23 protein-coding genes are annotated in these 20,235 nt (G+C 34.1%); 11 read left to right on the top strand and 12 right to left on the bottom strand.

All coding sequences use genetic code 11. The annotated features are described in order from the left end of the window. The first annotated feature begins 249 nt into the window (after window positions 1-249). Window positions 250-687, top strand: a complete 438-nt coding sequence (locus BZG02_RS06850) for a hypothetical protein (RefSeq protein WP_101260665.1) — start codon at window positions 250-252, stop codon at window positions 685-687. Between the two features lie 2 nt (window positions 688-689). Next, entirely contained in the window at window positions 690-1,130 is a 441-nt protein-coding gene (locus BZG02_RS06845; RefSeq protein WP_101260664.1) for an SMI1/KNR4 family protein, read from the top strand. A gap of 567 nt (window positions 1,131-1,697) precedes the next feature. Here BZG02_RS06845 and BZG02_RS06840 read toward each other — a convergent pair. From BZG02_RS06840 to BZG02_RS06805, 8 genes are all read right to left on the bottom strand, one after another. After that, window positions 1,698-2,279 (bottom strand): nitroreductase family protein, encoded by a 582-nt coding sequence (locus BZG02_RS06840; RefSeq protein ID WP_101260663.1) that lies wholly within the window; start codon window positions 2,277-2,279, stop codon window positions 1,698-1,700. 63 nt (window positions 2,280-2,342) lie between these two features. Continuing rightward, on the bottom strand, window positions 2,343-2,885 hold the full coding sequence (locus tag BZG02_RS06835) for a peroxiredoxin family protein (RefSeq protein ID WP_101260662.1): 543 nt from the start codon (window positions 2,883-2,885) through the stop codon (window positions 2,343-2,345). A 32-nt stretch (window positions 2,886-2,917) separates the two neighbouring features. Continuing rightward, entirely contained in the window at window positions 2,918-4,087 is a 1,170-nt protein-coding gene (locus tag BZG02_RS06830; protein WP_101260661.1) for an MBL fold metallo-hydrolase, read from the bottom strand. A 247-nt stretch (window positions 4,088-4,334) separates the two neighbouring features. Continuing rightward, on the bottom strand, window positions 4,335-4,982 hold the full coding sequence (locus BZG02_RS06825; RefSeq protein WP_101260660.1) for a DsbA family oxidoreductase: 648 nt from the start codon (window positions 4,980-4,982) through the stop codon (window positions 4,335-4,337). 266 nt (window positions 4,983-5,248) lie between these two features. Beyond that, window positions 5,249-5,665, bottom strand: a complete 417-nt coding sequence (locus BZG02_RS06820) for a hypothetical protein (protein ID WP_101260659.1) — start codon at window positions 5,663-5,665, stop codon at window positions 5,249-5,251. Window positions 5,666-5,741: 76 nt separating this feature from the next. Further along, window positions 5,742-6,059, bottom strand: a complete 318-nt coding sequence (locus tag BZG02_RS06815) for a (2Fe-2S)-binding protein (RefSeq protein WP_101260658.1) — start codon at window positions 6,057-6,059, stop codon at window positions 5,742-5,744. Window positions 6,060-6,261: 202 nt separating this feature from the next. Further along, window positions 6,262-8,445 (bottom strand): haloalkane dehalogenase, encoded by a 2,184-nt coding sequence (locus BZG02_RS06810; protein ID WP_101260657.1) that lies wholly within the window; start codon window positions 8,443-8,445, stop codon window positions 6,262-6,264. 280 nt (window positions 8,446-8,725) lie between these two features. Further along, entirely contained in the window at window positions 8,726-9,289 is a 564-nt protein-coding gene (locus BZG02_RS06805) for a TetR/AcrR family transcriptional regulator (protein ID WP_101260656.1), read from the bottom strand. 253 nt (window positions 9,290-9,542) lie between these two features. Between BZG02_RS06805 and BZG02_RS20695 the strand changes: the two genes are divergently transcribed. The 9 genes from BZG02_RS20695 (at window position 9,543) to BZG02_RS06770 (ending at window position 16,689) form a co-directional block, all read left to right on the top strand. Beyond that, window positions 9,543-9,683, top strand: a complete 141-nt coding sequence (locus tag BZG02_RS20695) for an AAA family ATPase (RefSeq protein ID WP_143470427.1) — start codon at window positions 9,543-9,545, stop codon at window positions 9,681-9,683. 202 nt (window positions 9,684-9,885) lie between these two features. Next, window positions 9,886-10,050 carry a hypothetical protein gene (locus tag BZG02_RS20790; protein ID WP_180335656.1) on the top strand — a complete coding sequence of 55 codons (165 nt, stop codon included), beginning with the start codon at window positions 9,886-9,888 and terminating at the stop codon, window positions 10,048-10,050. Window positions 10,051-10,423: 373 nt separating this feature from the next. Further along, window positions 10,424-11,728, top strand: coding sequence for a retropepsin-like aspartic protease (locus BZG02_RS06800; RefSeq protein WP_101260655.1), 1,305 nt, complete (start codon window positions 10,424-10,426; stop codon window positions 11,726-11,728). A gap of 463 nt (window positions 11,729-12,191) precedes the next feature. After that, complete coding sequence (locus BZG02_RS06795; protein ID WP_101260654.1) at window positions 12,192-13,226, top strand: serine hydrolase domain-containing protein; 1,035 nt, start codon at window positions 12,192-12,194, stop codon at window positions 13,224-13,226. 10 nt (window positions 13,227-13,236) lie between these two features. Continuing rightward, window positions 13,237-13,428, top strand: coding sequence for a hypothetical protein (locus tag BZG02_RS06790; RefSeq protein WP_101260653.1), 192 nt, complete (start codon window positions 13,237-13,239; stop codon window positions 13,426-13,428). 12 nt (window positions 13,429-13,440) lie between these two features. Then, a complete protein-coding gene (locus BZG02_RS06785) occupies window positions 13,441-13,803 on the top strand; it encodes a DUF1801 domain-containing protein (protein WP_101260652.1) in 363 nt (120 codons plus the stop codon). A 129-nt stretch (window positions 13,804-13,932) separates the two neighbouring features. Then, a complete protein-coding gene (locus BZG02_RS06780; RefSeq protein WP_101260651.1) occupies window positions 13,933-14,793 on the top strand; it encodes a helix-turn-helix domain-containing protein in 861 nt (286 codons plus the stop codon). A gap of 106 nt (window positions 14,794-14,899) precedes the next feature. Next, complete coding sequence (locus BZG02_RS06775) at window positions 14,900-15,745, top strand: SDR family oxidoreductase (RefSeq protein ID WP_101260650.1); 846 nt, start codon at window positions 14,900-14,902, stop codon at window positions 15,743-15,745. Window positions 15,746-15,834: 89 nt separating this feature from the next. Further along, window positions 15,835-16,689 carry a hypothetical protein gene (locus BZG02_RS06770; protein ID WP_101260649.1) on the top strand — a complete coding sequence of 285 codons (855 nt, stop codon included), beginning with the start codon at window positions 15,835-15,837 and terminating at the stop codon, window positions 16,687-16,689. Between the two features lie 490 nt (window positions 16,690-17,179). On the opposite strand, the gene BZG02_RS06765 is transcribed toward BZG02_RS06770, so the two are convergent. From BZG02_RS06765 to BZG02_RS06750, 4 genes are all read right to left on the bottom strand, one after another. Then, the gene (locus BZG02_RS06765) at window positions 17,180-18,364 is read right to left on the bottom strand and encodes a 4Fe-4S binding protein (RefSeq protein ID WP_101260648.1); all 1,185 of its coding nucleotides are present in this window, start codon (window positions 18,362-18,364) and stop codon (window positions 17,180-17,182) included. Window positions 18,365-18,445: 81 nt separating this feature from the next. Then, a complete protein-coding gene (locus BZG02_RS06760; RefSeq protein ID WP_101260647.1) occupies window positions 18,446-18,919 on the bottom strand; it encodes a DUF4405 domain-containing protein in 474 nt (157 codons plus the stop codon). A 196-nt stretch (window positions 18,920-19,115) separates the two neighbouring features. Continuing rightward, window positions 19,116-19,808 carry an FAD-dependent oxidoreductase gene (locus tag BZG02_RS06755; RefSeq protein WP_101260646.1) on the bottom strand — a complete coding sequence of 231 codons (693 nt, stop codon included), beginning with the start codon at window positions 19,806-19,808 and terminating at the stop codon, window positions 19,116-19,118. Between the two features lie 50 nt (window positions 19,809-19,858). Then, entirely contained in the window at window positions 19,859-20,170 is a 312-nt protein-coding gene (locus BZG02_RS06750) for a hypothetical protein (RefSeq protein ID WP_101260645.1), read from the bottom strand. Window positions 20,171-20,235: the final 65 nt, after the last annotated feature.

The following is a 20,235-nucleotide window of genomic DNA, read 5'->3' as shown; positions in this document are numbered from 1 at the left end:
ATATTGTTGGCATAAAAGCCCTGATAAAATGGGCAAAACAGCTATTATCTTACTTTCTTGAATTAATGGAGCTCTTAGGGTTGAAATTAGCCAAAATAAGAACTTGGTTTCTGTCAGAAAATAAAAGCAATATCAATTTTTATGTATCCTTAAAACAGCTATATTTAACACTTATTTGAGCAGTTTGTTGAGTTTTTAGACAGACTGCCGTTAGGTTGCATTTCAACATCGCGGTAAACAGAACATTGAATGGACACAGAACTTATTCAAAATATAAGAAAGAGATGGTTATTTTCTCTATTTGAATTTGCTCATATTGAGTTTCAAGAACGACTATGGTTACTTGATGATTATCCTAATTCAGTTAGTGATTTCACAGAAGCAGTATGCAAATATTTTAATGACCTCAGTCTTGAGGATGGTTATACTGACTTCATTAATGATGAAATCATAAATACAGAAGAACTAGATATCATAAAGGATTTTCATAAGATTCTTGATAAGTATGTGGAAAAACCAGAGAAAAAGAATTTGTCTGATACTAATATTTTAAGAGACACTGAATGGTTGATTATTTGCGAATTAGCAAAATCAAACTGGGAGAATCTTAAACAATTAATTAAAAATATTGATGAAATTCAATATATGGAGAGCCTTGAAACTGACTATCTAAATGATAAGAAATAATAATGAATTTAAAAGATTTTAAGCTAAACCTTCAGAAAGTAAAAGACTCAAATGAGAAATTCACTTTTTCACTCTGGGATAAAGCAGGAAAAGAGACTTTTGAACAAGTTGAAAAGGCTTTAGGGATTAGTATTTCTGACAAGACTAAGGAGTTTTATAGATTCCATAATGGATTTAAAACTCATCAACCAGATTTTGAATTGCTTCGGCTTGAAAACTGGTCAATCTTGGAGAATGACAAAATTCATTTTGCGACATTTGATAAAGACTTAAAAGTATATTTTGACACCAAAGAGTTAAATCAAGCTGATTCATGGTCAATAATAAACCCACAGGATAATTATGTATTGACTCTTACTATGAGTAGTTTTTGGTCAAATAAGATTTGGCATTGGTTGAAAACTGAGAGACAGATTTGGAAGGATGAATTTTGGAAAGAATAAAAAACTTCCGCTAATAACGAAACCTTCTAGTAGCAACAACTGCCCAATAGGTACGGGGCGTTGATGGTTCCGATGGCATTATTGTTACTTTATGGGGAATGGTGTATTTGGCGGACTTTTTAGGAAAGTAGTTTGGCAAATTTACGACCATTTAATAATGTCACCAAACTTAGTAAAAGCACATCAAGAGGTAGGTAAAGCGGTTGATGTGTGATATTGTCTGCAAGTATTTACAATCGAAAATGCACGTATTGAATTTTTGTTTGATTTTTACAATGAACATACTTCGGGCAATGTTTAACGAAAAGAAGAAAAAATAATGGGAGGAAAAACTCACTACTTATTTACAGAAAAGAAACTATAGTTGTGAACTTTAAGGAGGGAGGGCTAAATGATACTGTATTTATAGTGAAAGGGTAATGAATTATAAAACAAATACAGTAATGAAAATGTCAAAAAAAAAAGGAGAATTGAGCAGGCTCCCCTGCTACCAACAATTTTAACGTAGCGGGGGAGGAAGGTCTACATACCTTACAGCCTAATTTTCAATTTTACTTGTTTAAAATATTAAAAACCAAGCCATTTTACTTTTTTAGTTAATTCAGAATCTAGTCTTGGTGGTGCTGGAGGATTCATATCAGGATATCCAATTGGAATAATTCCAGCTATTAAACGATCTTCTGAAAGCCCAATAATATCTTTCACTTTCTTCGAGTGAGTTATATTTCCATCAATCCATACTGTTCCCAAACCATTTTCCGTTGCTTGCAAAAGAATATTTTGAATAGCGGCACAGCAGGCTTTTAAAGCTTCTTCTTTTTTTTCTTCATCCTCTAGGTTTGGAAAACTTACAATGATGTGAATTGGCGCTCCGCCAAAATCTTTTGAGTATTCAAGCATCCGTACTTTTTGATCTTCAGGAATGTAAGTGGCTTTTGGAATATAGTCTTTAGCGAAATTGTAAAATTCCTGCGAAATTTCACGTTTTATCTCACCCTTTACGACTATAAACTCCCATGGTTGGTTATTGCCTGCTGATGGTGCCCAGTTGCCCGCATGCAATACATTTTTAATTAAATCTGCACTGGGCTCTTGATTTGTATATTTGCGTATACTTCTTCTTCTTTTTATTACATCTAATACATTCATCTTATCTATATTTTTCGTTAACTATTATTCTCAAAATAAACTTTCTATACTATATTATCATTATCAACTTTTGCCGGATTTCCACGATAAAATATCTGATATTGGAATATGGTCATCAAAATCTTTTCCGTAATAAGCTCTGAATACTCTTTGATTTTCGTCAATTAAAAAATCAGCAGGTATAACTGGATCTTCATTCATTGATTTTGAGCTAAAAAAACCTCCGAACATTGCTTTGATTACTTTCTTAGGATTTGCCATAGTTTTTAACATCCTAATGTAAGAAACCTCAATACCATACTGTTTATATATTTTAAAATCTCCGTCGGGAATAATAGGAAAAGGAGGGTTTTGTTTACCTGCGTATTTTTCCACATCTTCTTTTGATGATGCAAATAGTGCAATTATTTTTATCCCTTTATCTTCGAATTTATGGTGATTTTTAATTAGTTGTTGAATCCCTAAATTACAAAAAGGACATGCTGCTTTCCTAAAAAAAGAGAGTAAAAGTTTTTGTCCTTTATAATCTTCTAAGTTAATAATGTTTCCTTTTAAGTCAGTTGCATTAAATGAGATAGCGAGACTGTTTAATTCTATTTTTTCCATTTTACTATTATTGTAAAAAATTTATTACTAGCCTACTTATTTGTTTTTGGAGTGGGTTCAAGTGGAGATATTGGTGTGAACTGTGGACGAATCTCAGGATGATTAGCAAAATCATAATGTAAGAAACCATCCCAATGAACTTTTAAAACATGGTCTAATGCTAATTCAAATTGTGGATAATGCCCGTACTTAGGTTCTAATTTTTTAGCAACCTCAAAAGCTACTTTATCAAATATATTACGCAACCAAATAGCTACATAATCATCTTTTAATTTACCTCGAGCGTATCCTGACACACCCCAATTCTCAAGAATTACATCAAACCAGGCGTCATAAATATCTTTGGTATACTGAAGCGTAAATGCCAAATCCTTTGGTGCACTAATATTAGTATGCCCTGTATTGGCAAAATCCCATTCTTCTCCTGCCACATGTCGCAAAAATGTAATATAGCCCGTCATATTTTGCACACCACTATAATCTTGTAAAGGCATACGATTGGCATAAATAAAATCAATAAACGTGATAACTCGGTCAGGGAAAAGAATATAGCTGTCCGCATTACTATGCGCTACATCTACAGGAGTACCAATTTTAAATTGTTTATTATCAAATTCGAAATAGCCAACTGGGGTTGATATAATTTCAGTCGGTTGTGGAATGTTTTGTTGATACTGTTTGGATGACCGTACAAATTGGTCTGTTGCAATAATTCTTAATGAATGCCCTTTTTTCGCAAGAGCATCTACTAAATTTTGAGCGCCACCAACATGGTCTAAATGAGGGTGGGTATAAACTAAAGTAGTAACAGGTTTATCGGTTAATTTGGCAATGCGTTTCAATAATCGGTCTGCAAATAAGCCCTCGGCAGCATCTACTAATAGAACCTCTTCTGCTCCAATATACATCGTCATAACATGTAGGTTATGCATTATCCAATAGCTGTTATCTGTCAATTTTTGGATGTTAATTTCTCCAATAGGATACTCTGAAATTTCAAGCATCTGGTCTGGTTTTAAAGCTATTGTTTCCGAAATGGACACCATTTCTCGATTATCTACTGGCTTTGTCTTTGATGTAATTGGAGAAACTGGACGAAAAATATGTTCGCCTTGTTCAACTCCTTCTTCTCGTAACCAATACATTGCTACCATCGCGATTACGGCAAATGCAGTAATGGTCCAACTAATTTTATTTGACATAATTGTTTTGCTTTATTATTTAACGATTAAAAAATTACTAATACAAATGTATGGTAAGAAGAAAATAAAAAATGGTGCATTTAAACCATAAAATGGTATTATTGAAACCTATTCGAATATTTAGACTTTAAAATGGTACTGTTACAATGAATTTATTCTAAAATGCTATTTCATGAAAAGAATTCCTCTCAATAAAATGAGTGATTTAACTCAAAACTTGGACACTACTTCCAAAGTGAAATTGGTATTAATCTTTTAGCAATAGTTCTGTTAAAACCTGTTTAAAAGTATCTACTGGTTGAGCTCCAGATACTGAGCTTTTACGATTAAAAATAATTGTTGGAACCGACGATACACCTAGTTTTTGCCAATAGACTTCTTTACTCTTTATATCGTAACGTGCTTCGTCATTATCTAATTTGGTAAAGGCTTCTTCAGCATTTAAACCAACATCTAATAAAGCTTGTTTTAGAATGCTTCTATCGGAAACATCTTTTCTTTCGCTGAAAAAGGCTGTGGTTAAACGCATTTTTAATTCGGTTTGTTTGCCGGATTCTTTAGCATATTCTAATAAAACATGAGCTTCAAGGGTATTAACCATTCTCATATCTTCAAAATAATCGAATTTAAAGCCCAATTCTTCTCCAAATTCTGTCATTCTTTTTATCGCTTCTTTCTGTTGATCTTTAGTTGAACCATACTTTTGAGTGATATGTTCTGTTAAATTTTGACCTTTAGCAGGCATGTTTGGATTTAATTCAAATGGGTGCCATTCTATATGTATTTGGTCTTCTATCCCTAATTCTGAAATAGCTCTTTCTAAACGTTTATAGCCAATTGTACACCAAGGACACACTACATCTGAAACGATATCTATAGTTAACTTTTCTTTCATTTTAACTTCTTTTTTTATTCAAAACAGTAATTGACTTTTTTTAAAGTCCTCCATTTACCTCACGCTCACCCTTTATTTCCCTGAAGGAATTTGACACATGGCGAGACTGTTCTTTAATTGTAAACAGTAATCCCAATTCCTTTGCGTAAACACCATTAGTATCAGTTAAAACTTTAAGCTTTAAGCTATGTCTTTCTGAAGTTGATTAGCATGCATCTTGGATTTCAGGTGTAATTACGACCAATTTAGCACCAGTTATTTTTAAATCAATTATTGATCGCTTGTTTACTATTCAAATAAAGATTAATACTTACAAGAACAATATATGAAATAGGAATAACAGGAGGCTTAATAGGCACTATGTGAGCAGGAACGTTAGGATGAAGATGTACATAAGTCGCAACAAGCATCATGGTTATGATGGCAAAATTTCCTAAATAGAATAGTTTATTTTTTAAAGATTTATTTAATGTATTTCCTTTATATGCTAAAAATATTAATACGGACCCAACTCCAATTTGGCTGAATTTAACAAAGTATTGTAATACTTCTGCGAAAGGGATTCCCGACAATGACAATTGCTGGAACACAAAAGTCTTGTAAGGCTCTGTGAATTTTTGTAATCCGGGAACTAGTATAATAAAGCCTAAAATCCCTGTTATTATTTTTACTGGTTTTTTCATAATTGATGTTTTTATAGATAAGCCCAAACACTATGTCTGAACTTATCTAATAATATTATAATTAAACTGTTATATATCAATATCCCTTTTCAATAACATTAGCAATAAGAGCCTTGCATCTACCGCAGTCGGTACCGGCTCCTGTCTGTTTTCCAACTTCTTCAACTGTTGTGGCCCCGTTTTTAATTGCTTCAATAACATTGACCATTGAAACATTGTTACAGCCGCATACTGAAGAAAGAATTTTTTCTAACTCATTTTTACAGCCATCACAGGTGAGACAAAGCCCATGCTTTTTCATATCTTCAAGAGTTCTTGCACCAGCTACCATTGCTTTTCTGATACTGATGTAATCGATATTATTTGTCGAACAGATAATTTTGTTTTCTTTCATAATTGCAATCTCCTATTATTAGACATTATTTATTAGTTTATTGTACAGAATCAATCTGCTTTAAAAGTCGTCTCAGTGAGAAGTCAAAGTTCTCAGGCTTATCTTTCTTAATTGTTGTTTCAAATAAGGGCGGAAATTTGTTTCTCGACAGATGTTTTAGCAACGAATTGCCATTCCATTTGCCGAGAAACACAAAACAGTACTACTTCAACTTCCGATACCATGCTGAAATAGCCTCGCCAATGCCGTGAGGATCATCCTCTTGAACGAAATGTACGCTATTGCCAACCTTAGCTACCGTAAGATTTTTCAAATTCGCTTTTGCCCATGCAAACTGTTCATCTCTGATAATAAACCCTGGCTCAAACTTGATTAGGAGTTTTGGCACCTCAGATTTCACTAACTTTTCACTATATGTTGCAAATAGCTTATGTGTATCGGCTGGCTGGCCCATAACAGGGATGTCATTGGCAAACCTCCAAATAGGGCGACGACTTTCTGCCGTTGGGAAAGGAGCATTATAAACCTCCATTTCTTCTGGCTTCATATCGCGAAGTATTACACTTGGAATTAAGCCATTTAGAAAAACATTCTTGTTGGTTATAAGATCATAGCCAAGAACTGGTGTTCGAAATGCCTTAAACGATTCGATACCTTCCTCGCTATCTGAAAATTCTTTCCATGATTCTATAGGTTTTAAATGAGCATCCATCATGGCAATTGCTTTGATTTTTTCAGGATGTGCCATAGCAATGTGCAAGCCAATTGCCGAGCCCCAATCATGAACAACCAGCGTGATATTTTTTAAGTCGAGAGCTTCAATAAAACCTTCCACATATTTAATTTGGTCGAATACTCGGTATTCAATATTTGGCTTATCGGACTTACCAAATCCAATCAAGTCAGGTGCGATCGCACGTCCCTGGCCAGATACATGTGGAATAATGTTTCTCCAAAGATAATTAGACATAGGGTTACCATGTAGGAAAAGAATAGGATCTCCAGTTCCTTCTTCTACATAGTGCATCTTTGACCCGTGCACTTCTATATATTTAGATTCAAAGGGAAATTCTGCAGAGATTTCTTGTGTATAAGCAGATTTTTGGGGCGCAATAGGAGTAAAATCTGGAATTGCTCGTTCTAAGTTATTCTCTTTGCGTGCTCCCGTGTAGTCCCAGTTCAAGGCAAAGTCCCAAAGTACGTTGTGCGCATGATCCCAGGCAAGCTCATAATGAGGAAGATGGCCCCACTTTTCTTTTTGTTCCTTAGCCATAATAGTTGCGATCTGATCCATAAAGTTGCGGATTAAGACACCACTACTCTGTCCTTTGAATGCCTGAAGCCCCTCGGCACCGAATCCAGGCCAGTATTTATTGGCTGCAATATAAAGATCCTTATGGTATTCTAGGTTTGCTTCTAAATCTTTCTTGTACCCCACATTGTCATGGCCTAAATTGGCGTAATCCCAGTCTTCGCCAGCCAATCGACGAAGGAATTCAATGTAGCCTGTCATATCCTGAACCCCACTTGTCTGTGCTAATGGGAGGGAGCCAGGGTAGAAAAAATCTACGACAACCGCAACTCTATCTGGGGTAATGACATAACTGTCGGCGCCGGAGTGAGCTACGTTTACTGGTGTTGCGAATTTGAAGGTTTTCCCTTCAAATTGGAATGTTGCATAACCATTCGGCAATATTTCAGTTGGCATCATAACCATGTTTTTATGCCTAGCAATTTCTTTTGCACCAGCTTCGCTACCAATGATCCGTAAATTGATTCCTTGGGCTTGCATCATGTCAAAAAGAATCTTTCCCCCAGCAGCATGGTCGACATGAACATGATCGTACACAAGCGTCGAAACTGGAAGTGGCGTTATCTTCTTCAACGTATTCAGGAACTTTTCGTATGGAAAGGTTTCTGGAGCGTCGATCAATAATACGCTCTCGTCGCCCACATAAATCGTCAAACTGTAAAGATTAGACCACGCCCAATAGGTACGATCGGTTAAACGCTGTATAATGATCTTATCGACCGGTTCTACCGACTCGTGATTCACACGCTGACCTGGCTTAAGCTTTTGGGTGATAGATGGTGTAACCCATTCCTCTTTTGGGTTGCGCTCGGTGTAGGTGATAACCGGATTTCTCTCTTGTATGGGACGATCATTTCTGAGCTGTTCCAGGTCGTGAGTATGATGTTTGTGCGCATGATGCTCCTGAGCTGAAACAGTCTTTGTCGTAATCGTAGTAGCAGAAATACAAACAAAGAGTATCGCTATTGTGCGATAGATACTATTGTGGAATACCTTCTTTTGACTTTCTTTTAGCAAAGTAGACTCTCTTCCTGTAAGAAATAGTCTTGTTAAAATTTTTGTTATTTTTTCCATTGTTTAATTATTAATTTAAGATGTTTATTGTAGTAATTGTATATAACTAAACTATCGGTTAGTTACTAATTAAAAAAAATGTTGATTAATTTTTTAAGGTCATTTCAATATAAGCTTCAATTACTTTTTTACTATTTAATCTTGACGCTGCAGTCAAATCATACTTTGCAAAAAAAAGAATTGCTTAGCTTGTTTTAGTACGGTAACTTTTCCTGGTTGGAATCAATTTTTAGTTATCACACCAATAGCCAAACGATCGTTTAGTAATGAGATAAAAAAATTATAGATTCTTAAAGGTCATTTCAATATAATCTTCAATTTCTCTCTCATTATTTACTCTAGACGCGGCTGCCAAACCATTCTTTGCCAAGAATAAATAGTTAGCTTGTTTTAGTACGGTTAACTCATCCTTGCTAGAGTCTTGTTTTAATTTTTCGATGAATAGTTCTTTTAGATTATTCATATACGAATTGATTAGTTCTTTAATTTGATCATCTTCTTTTTCTGAAAATTCATTATAAGTGTTTGTTACCAAGCAACCTTTTTGATTTCCAGTTAGCTTACAAATTTTAATAGAATTATAGAAATAGTCTTTTATATCTTCTATACCATTATTTGAATTTTTTAATTCTTCAAAAATGGAATTTATTTTCTTCTTGTAATTCACCACACTTTCGAGAAATAGACCGCGTTTACTTCCAAAGCTTGAGTATATAGAAAATTTATTTATGCCCATTTCTTTTTCAAGCATTTTCATTGAAGTAGTTTCGTAACCATTTCGCCAAAAAAGATTCATTGCTTTTTCTAATACTACACCTTCGTTATATTCTTTTTTTCTTGCCATTGTTTTTAAATTACACAACAAAGCTAAACAATCGGTTAGTAATAAAAAAATATTTTAACCTTTTTTATAAATTGCAATGTATTTAGTTGAATTTGAGTACAAATAAAAATAATTGTCGATTTCCTTGTGCAATTTGTATGAAATAATTAGCAATGCAACGAGAACACTTTATCAGAAATTTAAAATGCTTTTATAAAACACAACAAAAGATTTTAAAGGTTATCTGTACGATAAAGTCTCTAGGGATAGCCCTATGATTGGGATTGTTAGTCCTCGAGGTGTAGGTAAAACTACAATGATTTCTCAAAACATTAAAGAGAATTTAGACAGTAAGAAAGCATTGTATGTGTCTGCAGATGACATGTATTCGGCCACTCCTAAAAAGATAAAATAGTCTTTATTTGGAGAGCTATAATACGCGGTAAAATAATTAAATACCCATAGTTCAGGCGACATTGTTCAATTCTATTAAGTCTTTTATTTAGAACTATTCTCAGAATCAAAAATCAGTCTTCTAAAACTATTTTGTTAATTTTAAAAAACGAAAGGATAAATACTTTTACATTAGCATTTATTTAAACAAAACAGACATACAAATGAAAAAAAGAACATTTGATATTATTATGATACTGCTAATTGCAATTTTATTAGTGACTCTTAATCAATTTGATTTACTTGAAAAATCAGCGAAATTTATGTTAATACCGATTCTATCATTTTACTTTATAGGTCAATTTGCAGAGCGAAAATTTCAAAAATAATATAAATTCACTCGCAGTTGTGAGAGATTTTGAATAAAAAATCAGTATAAAAACAAACTTATTCCAAATAAATAAGCATATAAAAATGAATAAAAAAGCAGTAAAAATTATCGGAATTATAGTATCAATAATTGTGATTGTCATCGTTCTTGATTTTGTTTTAGGTGAATTTCTAATCGGTTGGAATAATCCAAAGTAATTGTTTTTAAAAACGTAGAAAAACCGAGTGTTTTGACAATTGAAAATCAACAGTTTTTAAAATAAAACTCACTGGTTTTTGTTTTGACGGCAGTTTTCAATTTTCAGTTTATGCAAAAATTAATTTTGCAGGTTGAAAAAAATATTTTTTTAGTTTAAAAATCAAAATAATTCCATGATAAAAATAATTTTAGTTGGAACGGTACTACTTCTATTTGTTGCTTGTGGTAATTTAACGGACAAATCATCCGATCTTCATCTTATAAATAAACTAGAACAATTAGCCGAAAGTGAAAGTTTTTTTAAGTTAAAAAAGTTATATGATCGACAAAGCAATCAATTATCAAAAGAGGACGCTCTCTATTATAAAGCAGTTATAGCTCTTGCTTTTAATAAGTCTAAGGAATCAAACAAAGCAATTAAAGAGCTACTTGACAATGCTGAAATTTCGCTTAATGATTCATTAATTAGAACATTATACTACATGAAGTTGCAAAACGAAGGAAACTTATTCGAATACAGAAACGCTGCGTTAAGTAGTGAATTTATTCAACAGAAATATTCAGGGATAATTGATTCGTTGGAACTTGATAACGTACAAAATTCTTACAAAATTTGGAAAGCCTTAATAAATACTCCTCCACAAAAAGTCATAAGGAATAAGGATGTTACGATACCATTAATAAAAGACAAAGTCGGTTTGTCTACTATTAAAACAGTTTTTAGAGATACTTCATTGAATCTGATTTTTGATACAGGAGCAAATTTTTCAGTCATACAAAAATCACTTGTCGATCAGCTAGGGTTAAAATTAATTAAAGCTGATTTTTTTGTGACTGCCGCTACTGGAGCTAAAGTGAAGAGTGATTTAGCTATTGCAAAAACACTTAGTATTGGTGGCTTAACATTTTCAAATGTTGTATTCCTTGTTTTCGACGACGAAAATTTGTCATTTCCTCAAATAGACTATTCAATTAAAGGAATCATCGGTTTTCCAGTAATAAAAGCCATGGAAGAGATACATCTGCGACAAGATCATCAACTATTTATTCCGAAAGAACTTACTGAATATTCGTATGATAATTTTGCTTTGGATGGGTTTATGCCCATTTTAGCAAGTGAATATAAAGGAGATACTTTGAGGTTTCATTTTGATACTGGAGCAACAACGACTACCTTATATTCACTATTTTACAAGGAATATAAACAATCGATCGTTGATAATTATCCAAAAAAAACATTTAAAGTTGCTAGTGCAGGTGGTCGAGTGGAGTTTGAAGGTTATGTTATTGATAATTTAACGCTTAAAATTGCTAATTCGGATGCACAATTAGATAGTTTACAATTGCATAGTGAAGGTATTGGAGGAGTAAATAAGAAGTGTCATGGCAATTTAGGACAAGACTATATCAAGCAGTTTGATGAAATGATAATTAGTTTTAAGTATTCATCTATCGTATTTAATGGCAAAAAACTTTAAAATCGTAAATGTAGCAGGAGGAATGTTAGATCCAAACAATTTACCTATAGTGGCTTTTTTTTAATACCAACAAAATGTAAACAATCGTCGAAATGCAGCCAAACGGAGCAGTACGGTTAAAATTGATAAATCTAAATTCTAACACAAAATCGGTTCCTTATATTTTTATTTGTGTTCTATTCTGGCTTTAGTTCCCGTCGTTTTCTTTTTTTTACTCCGATAATTTCCAGCCTATTATTGATTCTCTTTTTTTAAGAAGCATTTCAATTAATTTATATAATTGAAATGCTTTCGGTACTTTTAGGAGGATTAATAAACGAGGAGTAAATACGTTTAGTAATTGAGTTTCTGCCTACAGCTTATCAGAATCTTATCATTCTATTGGCGATGGAGCGCCGAGGCAATCAATCACGATTTATGCTTAGAAATTTACTAGATGTACTTTACCCTAAAAAAGCACATGATGAAGAAAAAGCTAACCAAACGAATATTTCAAATAGCATTAATTGGCTCGAGCATAACTTCTCTGTTTTTTGTACCATGGATACTGGTATGGGCTTGGATATTGCCACTGCCTAATACTGTGCAGGCACAATTAGAGGAGGGGATTGAACATGGCTTTGATGGAATGATTGTTTATGTGGACCAAGCTGGGAAGCCCGCAGCGTTTTATGCCGCAGGCTGGCACGATCGAAAAAATGAAATCCCTGCCCGGCCACAAGCATTATTTAAGATTGCCAGCATCACTAAGTTGTATGTAGCCGTTGCCGTTGCAAAATTAGTTAAAGACGGACGTTTGTCTTTGGATAAAACACTTGCTACCTACTTTCCCGAATTGGTTGGAAGGATCGAAAATGCCGACAAAATTACCTTAAAAATGATGGTGCAACACCGAAGTGGCATTCCTAATTTTGTAGACCATCCCAATTATTGGAGTAATCCGCCCAAAAATAAACAGGAAACACTTAATTACGCGCTCGATTTACCTGCCGACTTTGAGCCGGGTAAAGACTACGGCTATTCAAACACGAATTATATGTTGATTTCGGATCTAATTGATAAAGTGTTAGGATATAGTCACCTGCAATTTATAAAGGAGGAGATTTTGATACCACTTAAGCTTAAAAATACCTTTGGTTCCCTGCACGAAGTGGATATAAGTGAGGTGATGAGTGGATATTATGTTGGAGTGGAAGAGGATCTAAAGAATGAATTTTCTGGTTTAATGATCGCTACAGCCGAGGATGTAGGTATATTCCTGCGGGCACTAAACGATGGTTCGGTGTTTAAGGAAGGTGAACAGGAAATTTATTCTTCCATTTACGTGTACAAACATACAGGTTTGCTAGTCGGCTATCAGAGTATTGCCGAATATCATAAAGATATTGATACCGTTGTTATTCAATTTAATAATACCACTAACTTTGATGGATATGACTGGAATTTAGCGGAAATATGCTACAATCGGATTGTGAAAATTATTCGTAAACAACACTAAAATTTAAATTATGAGTAAAAAAATCAAAATAATCATCGCACTATTCTGCCTTGTAGCAGGACTAGTTTATCAATTTTATTACCAAGGCGAAATTGTACTGATCGACGAAGAGACTACCGATTTTTTATCTGGAATATTAGTTGGTGCAGGAGCCTCTATCTTAATTGTTAGTATTTTCAATCCGAAGAAAAAGAGACTTTAAAACGCTTAACAAATGAAAGAATCGGAAAATAAAGGAGTTCGGGAGTTTATAGAGAGCTTGGTTAATACAGATCCTGTAAAGCATCAAATAGTGGAAGCTTCTCGTAAATTGCTTTTCGAAAATTATCCGAATGCTGCCGAGCGCATGATGTATGGTGGAATTCTATTTTCTTTAGACGAGGATTTTGGAGGTGTGTTTGTATATACGAAGCACGTTTCTTTTGAATTTAGCAACGGGTTTTTATTTGAAGATCCCGCAAAGGTGCTCGAAGGGAAAGGGAAATACCGCCGGCATTTAAAAATTAAATGTTTGGAAGAGGTGAATACAAAGAGACTTGATTTTTTTGTGAAACAATCACAAAAGATCGATCTGTAAATGAAACGTTTAAGAGAATATCAGGTGTTTTGGCCCAAGTAAAATAGCTTTTGCTAAAGCTAGCAGGTATATGCAAGCATATGATACCGAAAATGATTGTTTATTGAATTAATTAATTGCCTATGTATTATGGATGAATCAATAATTTTTAAATATGATTTTAATAATAAACAGTCCAATTTAGGTTTGGAAATTATTCCTTTGCAAAGGATTCTTACTTTTTCTAGTGAAAAAGCTTATTACTCGCATCGGCTAAATTTTTATCAGGTAATTATTATTACCGAGGGAAGGGGAGTGCACGAGGTTGATTTTGAAAGAATTGCCTATTCCGAAAATACGGTAATTCCAGTAGCTATGGGACAGGTACAACGTTTTTATTCCAACCCACAACTTAAGGGATATGCCTTACTGTTTACTCCCGACTTTTTGGTTAAGGATGAATTTGATTATCATTACTTATACGATTATACCATATTTAATCATACAATTAATCCGCAAAGTCATATTGCAAATAAAGAAGTTTATACCCTTTTACAGGAAATGATTACCGAGCAAGAAAAGGGAATGCCATTCGACTCGGGAGAGTACCAACGCAACTTACTTAAGAATTTTTTAATTCAGATAGAAAGGAATAAGCGCGAAAGGGCTGATATAGTCTGTAATGAGTCGCTTACCCTTTACCTAAAGTTTAGAAAAATATTGGAGGAAAAAGTAAGCTATAAATTGCGGGTTACAGATATTTGCAAAACGCTAAATGTGAGTGCTAAGCAGGTAAATATGGCTTTAAAAATCTGTACGAATACTACCGCAAAACAATATATCGAAAACAGGGTAATTTTGGAAATTAAACGCTTATTGGTGCACTCCAACCTAAGTGTAAAAGAGATTGCTTATGAAATTGGTTTCGACGATCCTACCAATTTCACTAAATATTTTAAATCTCGCCAAAATATATTGCCTACCGACTATCAAAAACAGAATCAATTGTAAAATTACCATCTAAGGGCGCTTTTTTACCTTTCCTGCCTTTGCTCTCTGCCATACTTTTGTAGTGTTCGATTTTTATAGAGATAAACATTAAAAAAAAAGTATAGTTATGAAGATAGCAATAAGTGGAGCAACAGGACAATTAGGAAGTATTGTTGTAGAGCAACTCAAAAAAAGACTTGCAATAGAAAGCATAGTAGCCTTAGCGCGTAATACCGAAAAAGCGGGTGCTTTAGGTGTTGAAGTACGCGAATTTGACTACAGTAAACCAGAAATACTGACGGGAGCGCTTCAGGGAATAGACCGGTTGTTACTGATTTCGGGAAGTGAAATTGGCCAACGTGCCGGGCAACATGCTAATGTTATTCGCGCAGCGAAAGAGGCTGGTGTAAAATGGATTGTATATACTAGTCTTTTGCACCTGGAAACAACTAGCTTAAATCTTGCCGAAGAGCATAAAAGCACCGAACAAGCTTTAAAAGAATCAGGAATTGCATACACACTTTTGCGCAACGGATGGTATTCTGAAAACTACACAGCATCGATACCTGGTGCGATTGGTGGTGGTGCATTTTTAGGAAGTGCGGCACAAGGAAAAATAGCATCGGCTCCACGTGCCGATTACGCAGAAGCGGCTGGTATTGTAATCTCCAACGAAACAAATAAAGGAAAAAGCTTTGAATTAGCCGGAGATCACTTTTATACATTAAGCGATTTAGCTGCCGAAATTTCCAAACAAACGGGGAAAACCATTCCATACAACAACATTCCTGAAGAAGAATATGCCAACATTCTTAAAAATATTGGTTTGCCAGAGGGTTTAGCCTTAGGTTTGGCAAGTTGGGATGTGAGTGCATCTAAAAATGATTTGTTTGACGATAGCAAACAACTTTCCAAAATCTTAGGAAGACCAACAACTCCAATTGCCGAATCGGTAAAAAATGTTTTAGCATAAGTGCTTGATAAAAATATCACTAAAAAATAAATTTCAACGAGCTAGGTAAAGAAATAACTAGCTCGTTGATTCAAAAAAAGGATAAGAAAATGAAAAAATTAAGTGTTTTACTTGCTGCTGCAATGATCGCAATTTCGGCATATGCACAACCTAAAGCCAATTTTTCAATCAATAAGATGGAGAATTTTACCCTACACACCTATGCCTCTTTTGATGCTATGGCAGATGTTTCTTTTATTATAGAAGGGGAGAATAGTCTTGTAATACTCGAGCCACAGGCTTTTAAAGGCAAAGTAGAAGAATTTATTGCTTACACCGAAAAATTAGGCAAACCCATTGAGAGAGTGCTTGTTTCGTTTCATCCAGCAGGCTTAAAGGTTTACAGGGAGGAACACAAGGTGATCACAAAATCGATGGCAGAATTTTTAAAGTCGGATGCAGCAAAAGGAATGTTAGGATTCTTTGATAAAGCATTTAAGGGAGCTATGGATACGGAAATTGTAGCTTTCGACGAGCAGATTGATGCTTCTACAACTTTTACAGTAGATGGTGTGAAGTACACGCTGGAACCAACATCGGTACCTGGTATGCCTGGTGTAAATATCGCTATTGGCGAGAATGTTTATTACCAACATTTTGCTCCTGCAAAGGGGTTTCATGCATCTAAAAATCAAATTGAAAGCAAATTGGCTATAGATGGAGCGCTTGCCGATGCTACTAAAGCTAAAAAAGCAGGATATACCTTATTGTTAGGTTCGCATGGATTTGGAAAAGCAGGAGTCGACGATTTAGAATTTCAAATTAAGTATTTGAAGGACATGAAGAAAGTAGCTTTTAAAGCAACATCGGCCGACGAGTTTATTCGCGAAATGAATTTAAAATATTCAGATTGTAAAGGCGAAGAGGATTTAAAAGGAATAGCAGAGAAGCTTTATAATTTTTAAGGAATAGATGATATAAAATAATGAATCGGGATTTCTGAATGGATTTCCCGATTTGTTGTACCTGCTAAAGGGTAAGTAAAGTTTTTGATAGATAAAGAGGACAGGAACGATTGGTTCTTTCCGTTTAAGAATATTGCAAAGGACTGGTTTTATTGGAACAAAAGGGAAACCCAATAATTGGATCCTGCGAATGCAAAATGGGAGGGTAAAATATTGTTTGTTGTACTACTGCAAAATAGAAAGGGTTAAACTTTTTAAAGTTTAACCCTTGAACTACCACTAAGCCAATCTTGTGGGACAAAGTCCCTGATTTATTGATGAAAAAGTTTTCTTTTGTTCTGTTTCAAACAAGAAATGCGAATGCTTTTATATTCAAGTTTTACTTTACAGGATTAAAAATTGAGATCTATCGAATGCTGAATGCTACCTACTAATTGAATACTAATTAAGCCCAAACAAATTATTACAACAGCTATTACAACAATTTCGCCTATTCGTTTACTTTTTGTTTTTTCCATTTGTTAAATATCAATTTTCGTAAATAAGTAAAATAATCAGCTACCGGGCCTAAAGGACATAGATAGGTACACCATGGTCTTTTAATAAACAATGATGCTACCAAAACGATACCTAATATTGCAAACTGCAAACCACTGCCTGTTAGTTTAAATAAAGTACCAAACACTTCGTAACTCGTAACGCCTGGATTTCGCAATAGTAAAGCTGCAATAATGGCCAAAAAAGTAATTGTCCTTAAGGTCCATTTTAATACATCTTTAAATTTTCCTGTTGATCTGGGTTTTGCACCTCCAACCAAAGCCATACATTCTTGAGCAGCGCCAAATGGGCAAAACCACGAGCAGTACGGATTTTTATTTTCTACGGTAAGCACAAGAAAAATTCCACCCAACAGCAAATACCAATATAATTGTGAATATAAGGGAGGAAAATAGCCCAAAAATAACTGGTTGATCATGGAAAGAGTAAAAGGTTTATTGTAAAAAAAACCGAGTACAAATAAACCAACGAGCATGGTTCCCCACCGAGCAATTTTTGTGTACTTAAACGTAGATTTATGAGCAAAATATCCTACTGCAAAAAGGAGTAGCAAAATTATTTCAGGAGTCCCAAATTTTAAAGAAGGACTTGCTTCTTTTGGTACATCTAAGCCAAGCATTTTAGCCGCAATAAATCGATTTCCTTTGATTGTGGCTTGCACTATGGCGCGCGAGGAATAAGTAGCACTTGAAATCCCATCAACTCCATTACCAAGGGAATATTCGTCTTGAGATGATTTACCGATCAGTCGATCAAGGAATTTAGCATCCAGAACTTTTTTTAAATACGAAGGGGTTTCTTTGGAGTTAATAACTGCAAGATCGAATATTTTTCCATTCTGATCGACTGCAACAGCCATTTTTAGCGGACCACCATATCCCATGGCGGCTTCCACAGTAAGATAACCTAGTTGTTCTTCGTTTGAATTATAAATTTGGTAAGTAGATTCTTCAACTTCTTTTAATTTGGCAATTTCAGGCATTTTTGTCTGAATAGAGGAGAGGATATCTGCATTTTCCAGTTGTCCCCCAACAAACCAAGCCACTATAATTAGTAGTATGGCAATAATAGCGAGCCAGTTTTCTGCTTTCTTTTTATTTGATTTTTTATTACACATTGCACTGCATTCTAATTTGGGCAATCAACAATTATATAAAAAGTATAATTAATTCAATTGCATCTCTATTCTTCTTTGGCTTTATTTCAATTCTTTACAATGAGAAACAATCACTTTTCTGTAATTCCATAAATGGATTACAAACATTACAATAAGCAACAATCCTAATTTGTTATGTATTCCTCTTAAAAGTTCCGCAATATTGGCACCATCGAAAATTAGCCAAGAGCATAATGCAGTTAGCGAGCAAATAATAAATACGATGAACAAAATTATATTTGATGCTTTAAATCTGGCTTTCAATTTGGAAAGAAGTAAGTTTTTTACCCAATCAGTTTTTACAAAAAGATGAAGCAAAATTAAAAGAATAGATAGCACAGCTGTTAACTTATGAAATGAAAACCAATAATGTGCATTCCATCCCATAACCGTTGATTCTAGTGGTGCTCCTGTATGATATTTTAGCAAAATAACTCCTGTTGCTAATAGAAGAATAAAAGGAATAAAGGCAATTGCGTATATCGTAAAACGGATTTTATTAGCTGATTTACTCATTATTAAAAGTCTAATTTAGTTCACTTTATGGATTACTGGATAAGGACAAATATCAACACAAATGCATCAAAAATTACACAGCGATTCATTGACACGAAGGCCTGTATTATTAATGCTTAATTCTTACTCTAAGTTGCTGTTTTAAATTTGTCATATTCTTAATTCATCAGGGTAATAAGTCTTGAGTAAGATGGTATTACTCATCTAAAACAATTGCTTTTTTCGATATATTATTCTCTAGTAAAAAATCTCTTATGGATTTATTAAACTCCGTTGAGCCTACTACATAGTATATATTGTCATCGCTGTTAATGCACTGACTAATTACTCTGTACAAATCATCTCTATTTGTTACAAACACATTTTTCAACTTACTTTCATCTAATTTTGCAAGTTCTTCTTGATATACAAAATTACCAGAACGATCTATGTTTATATTTATCATTGAGGCGAACTTGGTAGCATCTTTTAAATGCTCCAAAATTAGTGGTCGAAAGGTAGCTAAACCAACTCCCATACTGATAAAAACAATCGGTTTATCGGTTCCTTTATCTTTAAAATGATTCCCGATTTTAAACATACGTATTGCCTCGCCTGGTTTAAGGTTAAGCAAGCATTGTTTAAAATCGGAAGGGTTCTGACGGATTCGAGTTGTAAACCCAATAAATTTTTCATCGGGATGGCTCATGATTGATAATTCCCGTACCGATTCTTTATTTACTTTTTCTCCGTTTTGCAGGTCTGAACTTAAGAAATGAGCATATGCACCAGGGGTCCATTTACTTTTCTCGGGAACAGCAAACTTAAATGTGTACGTCCCAAACGTTTCCTTTTCTATGCTAATTAATGTAATAGGTGTGGAAATGCGCCTAACTATTGTCGTAATCATATAAGTTTTTTTGTTTGTTAATTGTGTGTTTGATATAGTCTTTTTTGACCTCAGCTAAGTGCTTTAATTTTAGAATATCGCTTGTTTATCGATCTGTATACTACTACCGCCATTAAAAGAATAGGTATTCCCATAAAAACGAGCGAAAGCCATGCTGCTCGAGGTTCATACTCTTGAAAGGATGCAATAAAGGTTTGACTCATAAGCATGAAAGTAAAAAAACAGAGAATTAATAGAATCCACTCAAACCAAACCATCTTTAATTTCATATTTTTTAAGATGTGCCATATCATTACGGCTCCGCCACCCATTAGAAAACCTACCAAAACATACCAGAACCAATTCCAAGTAATTAATTTCATATTTTTTAGATTGTGAGATAGGAGATGTGAGACATGAGATGGTGTTTTTTTTATTCATGTCTTAT

The sequence above is a fragment of the Labilibaculum filiforme genome (genome assembly GCF_002843315.1).
In the GTDB taxonomy this organism is placed as follows: Bacteria; Bacteroidota; Bacteroidia; order Bacteroidales; family Marinifilaceae; genus Labilibaculum; species Labilibaculum filiforme.
The sequence above is the reverse complement of the archived record's forward strand: the minus strand, read 5'-3'. Positions and strand labels throughout refer to the sequence as shown.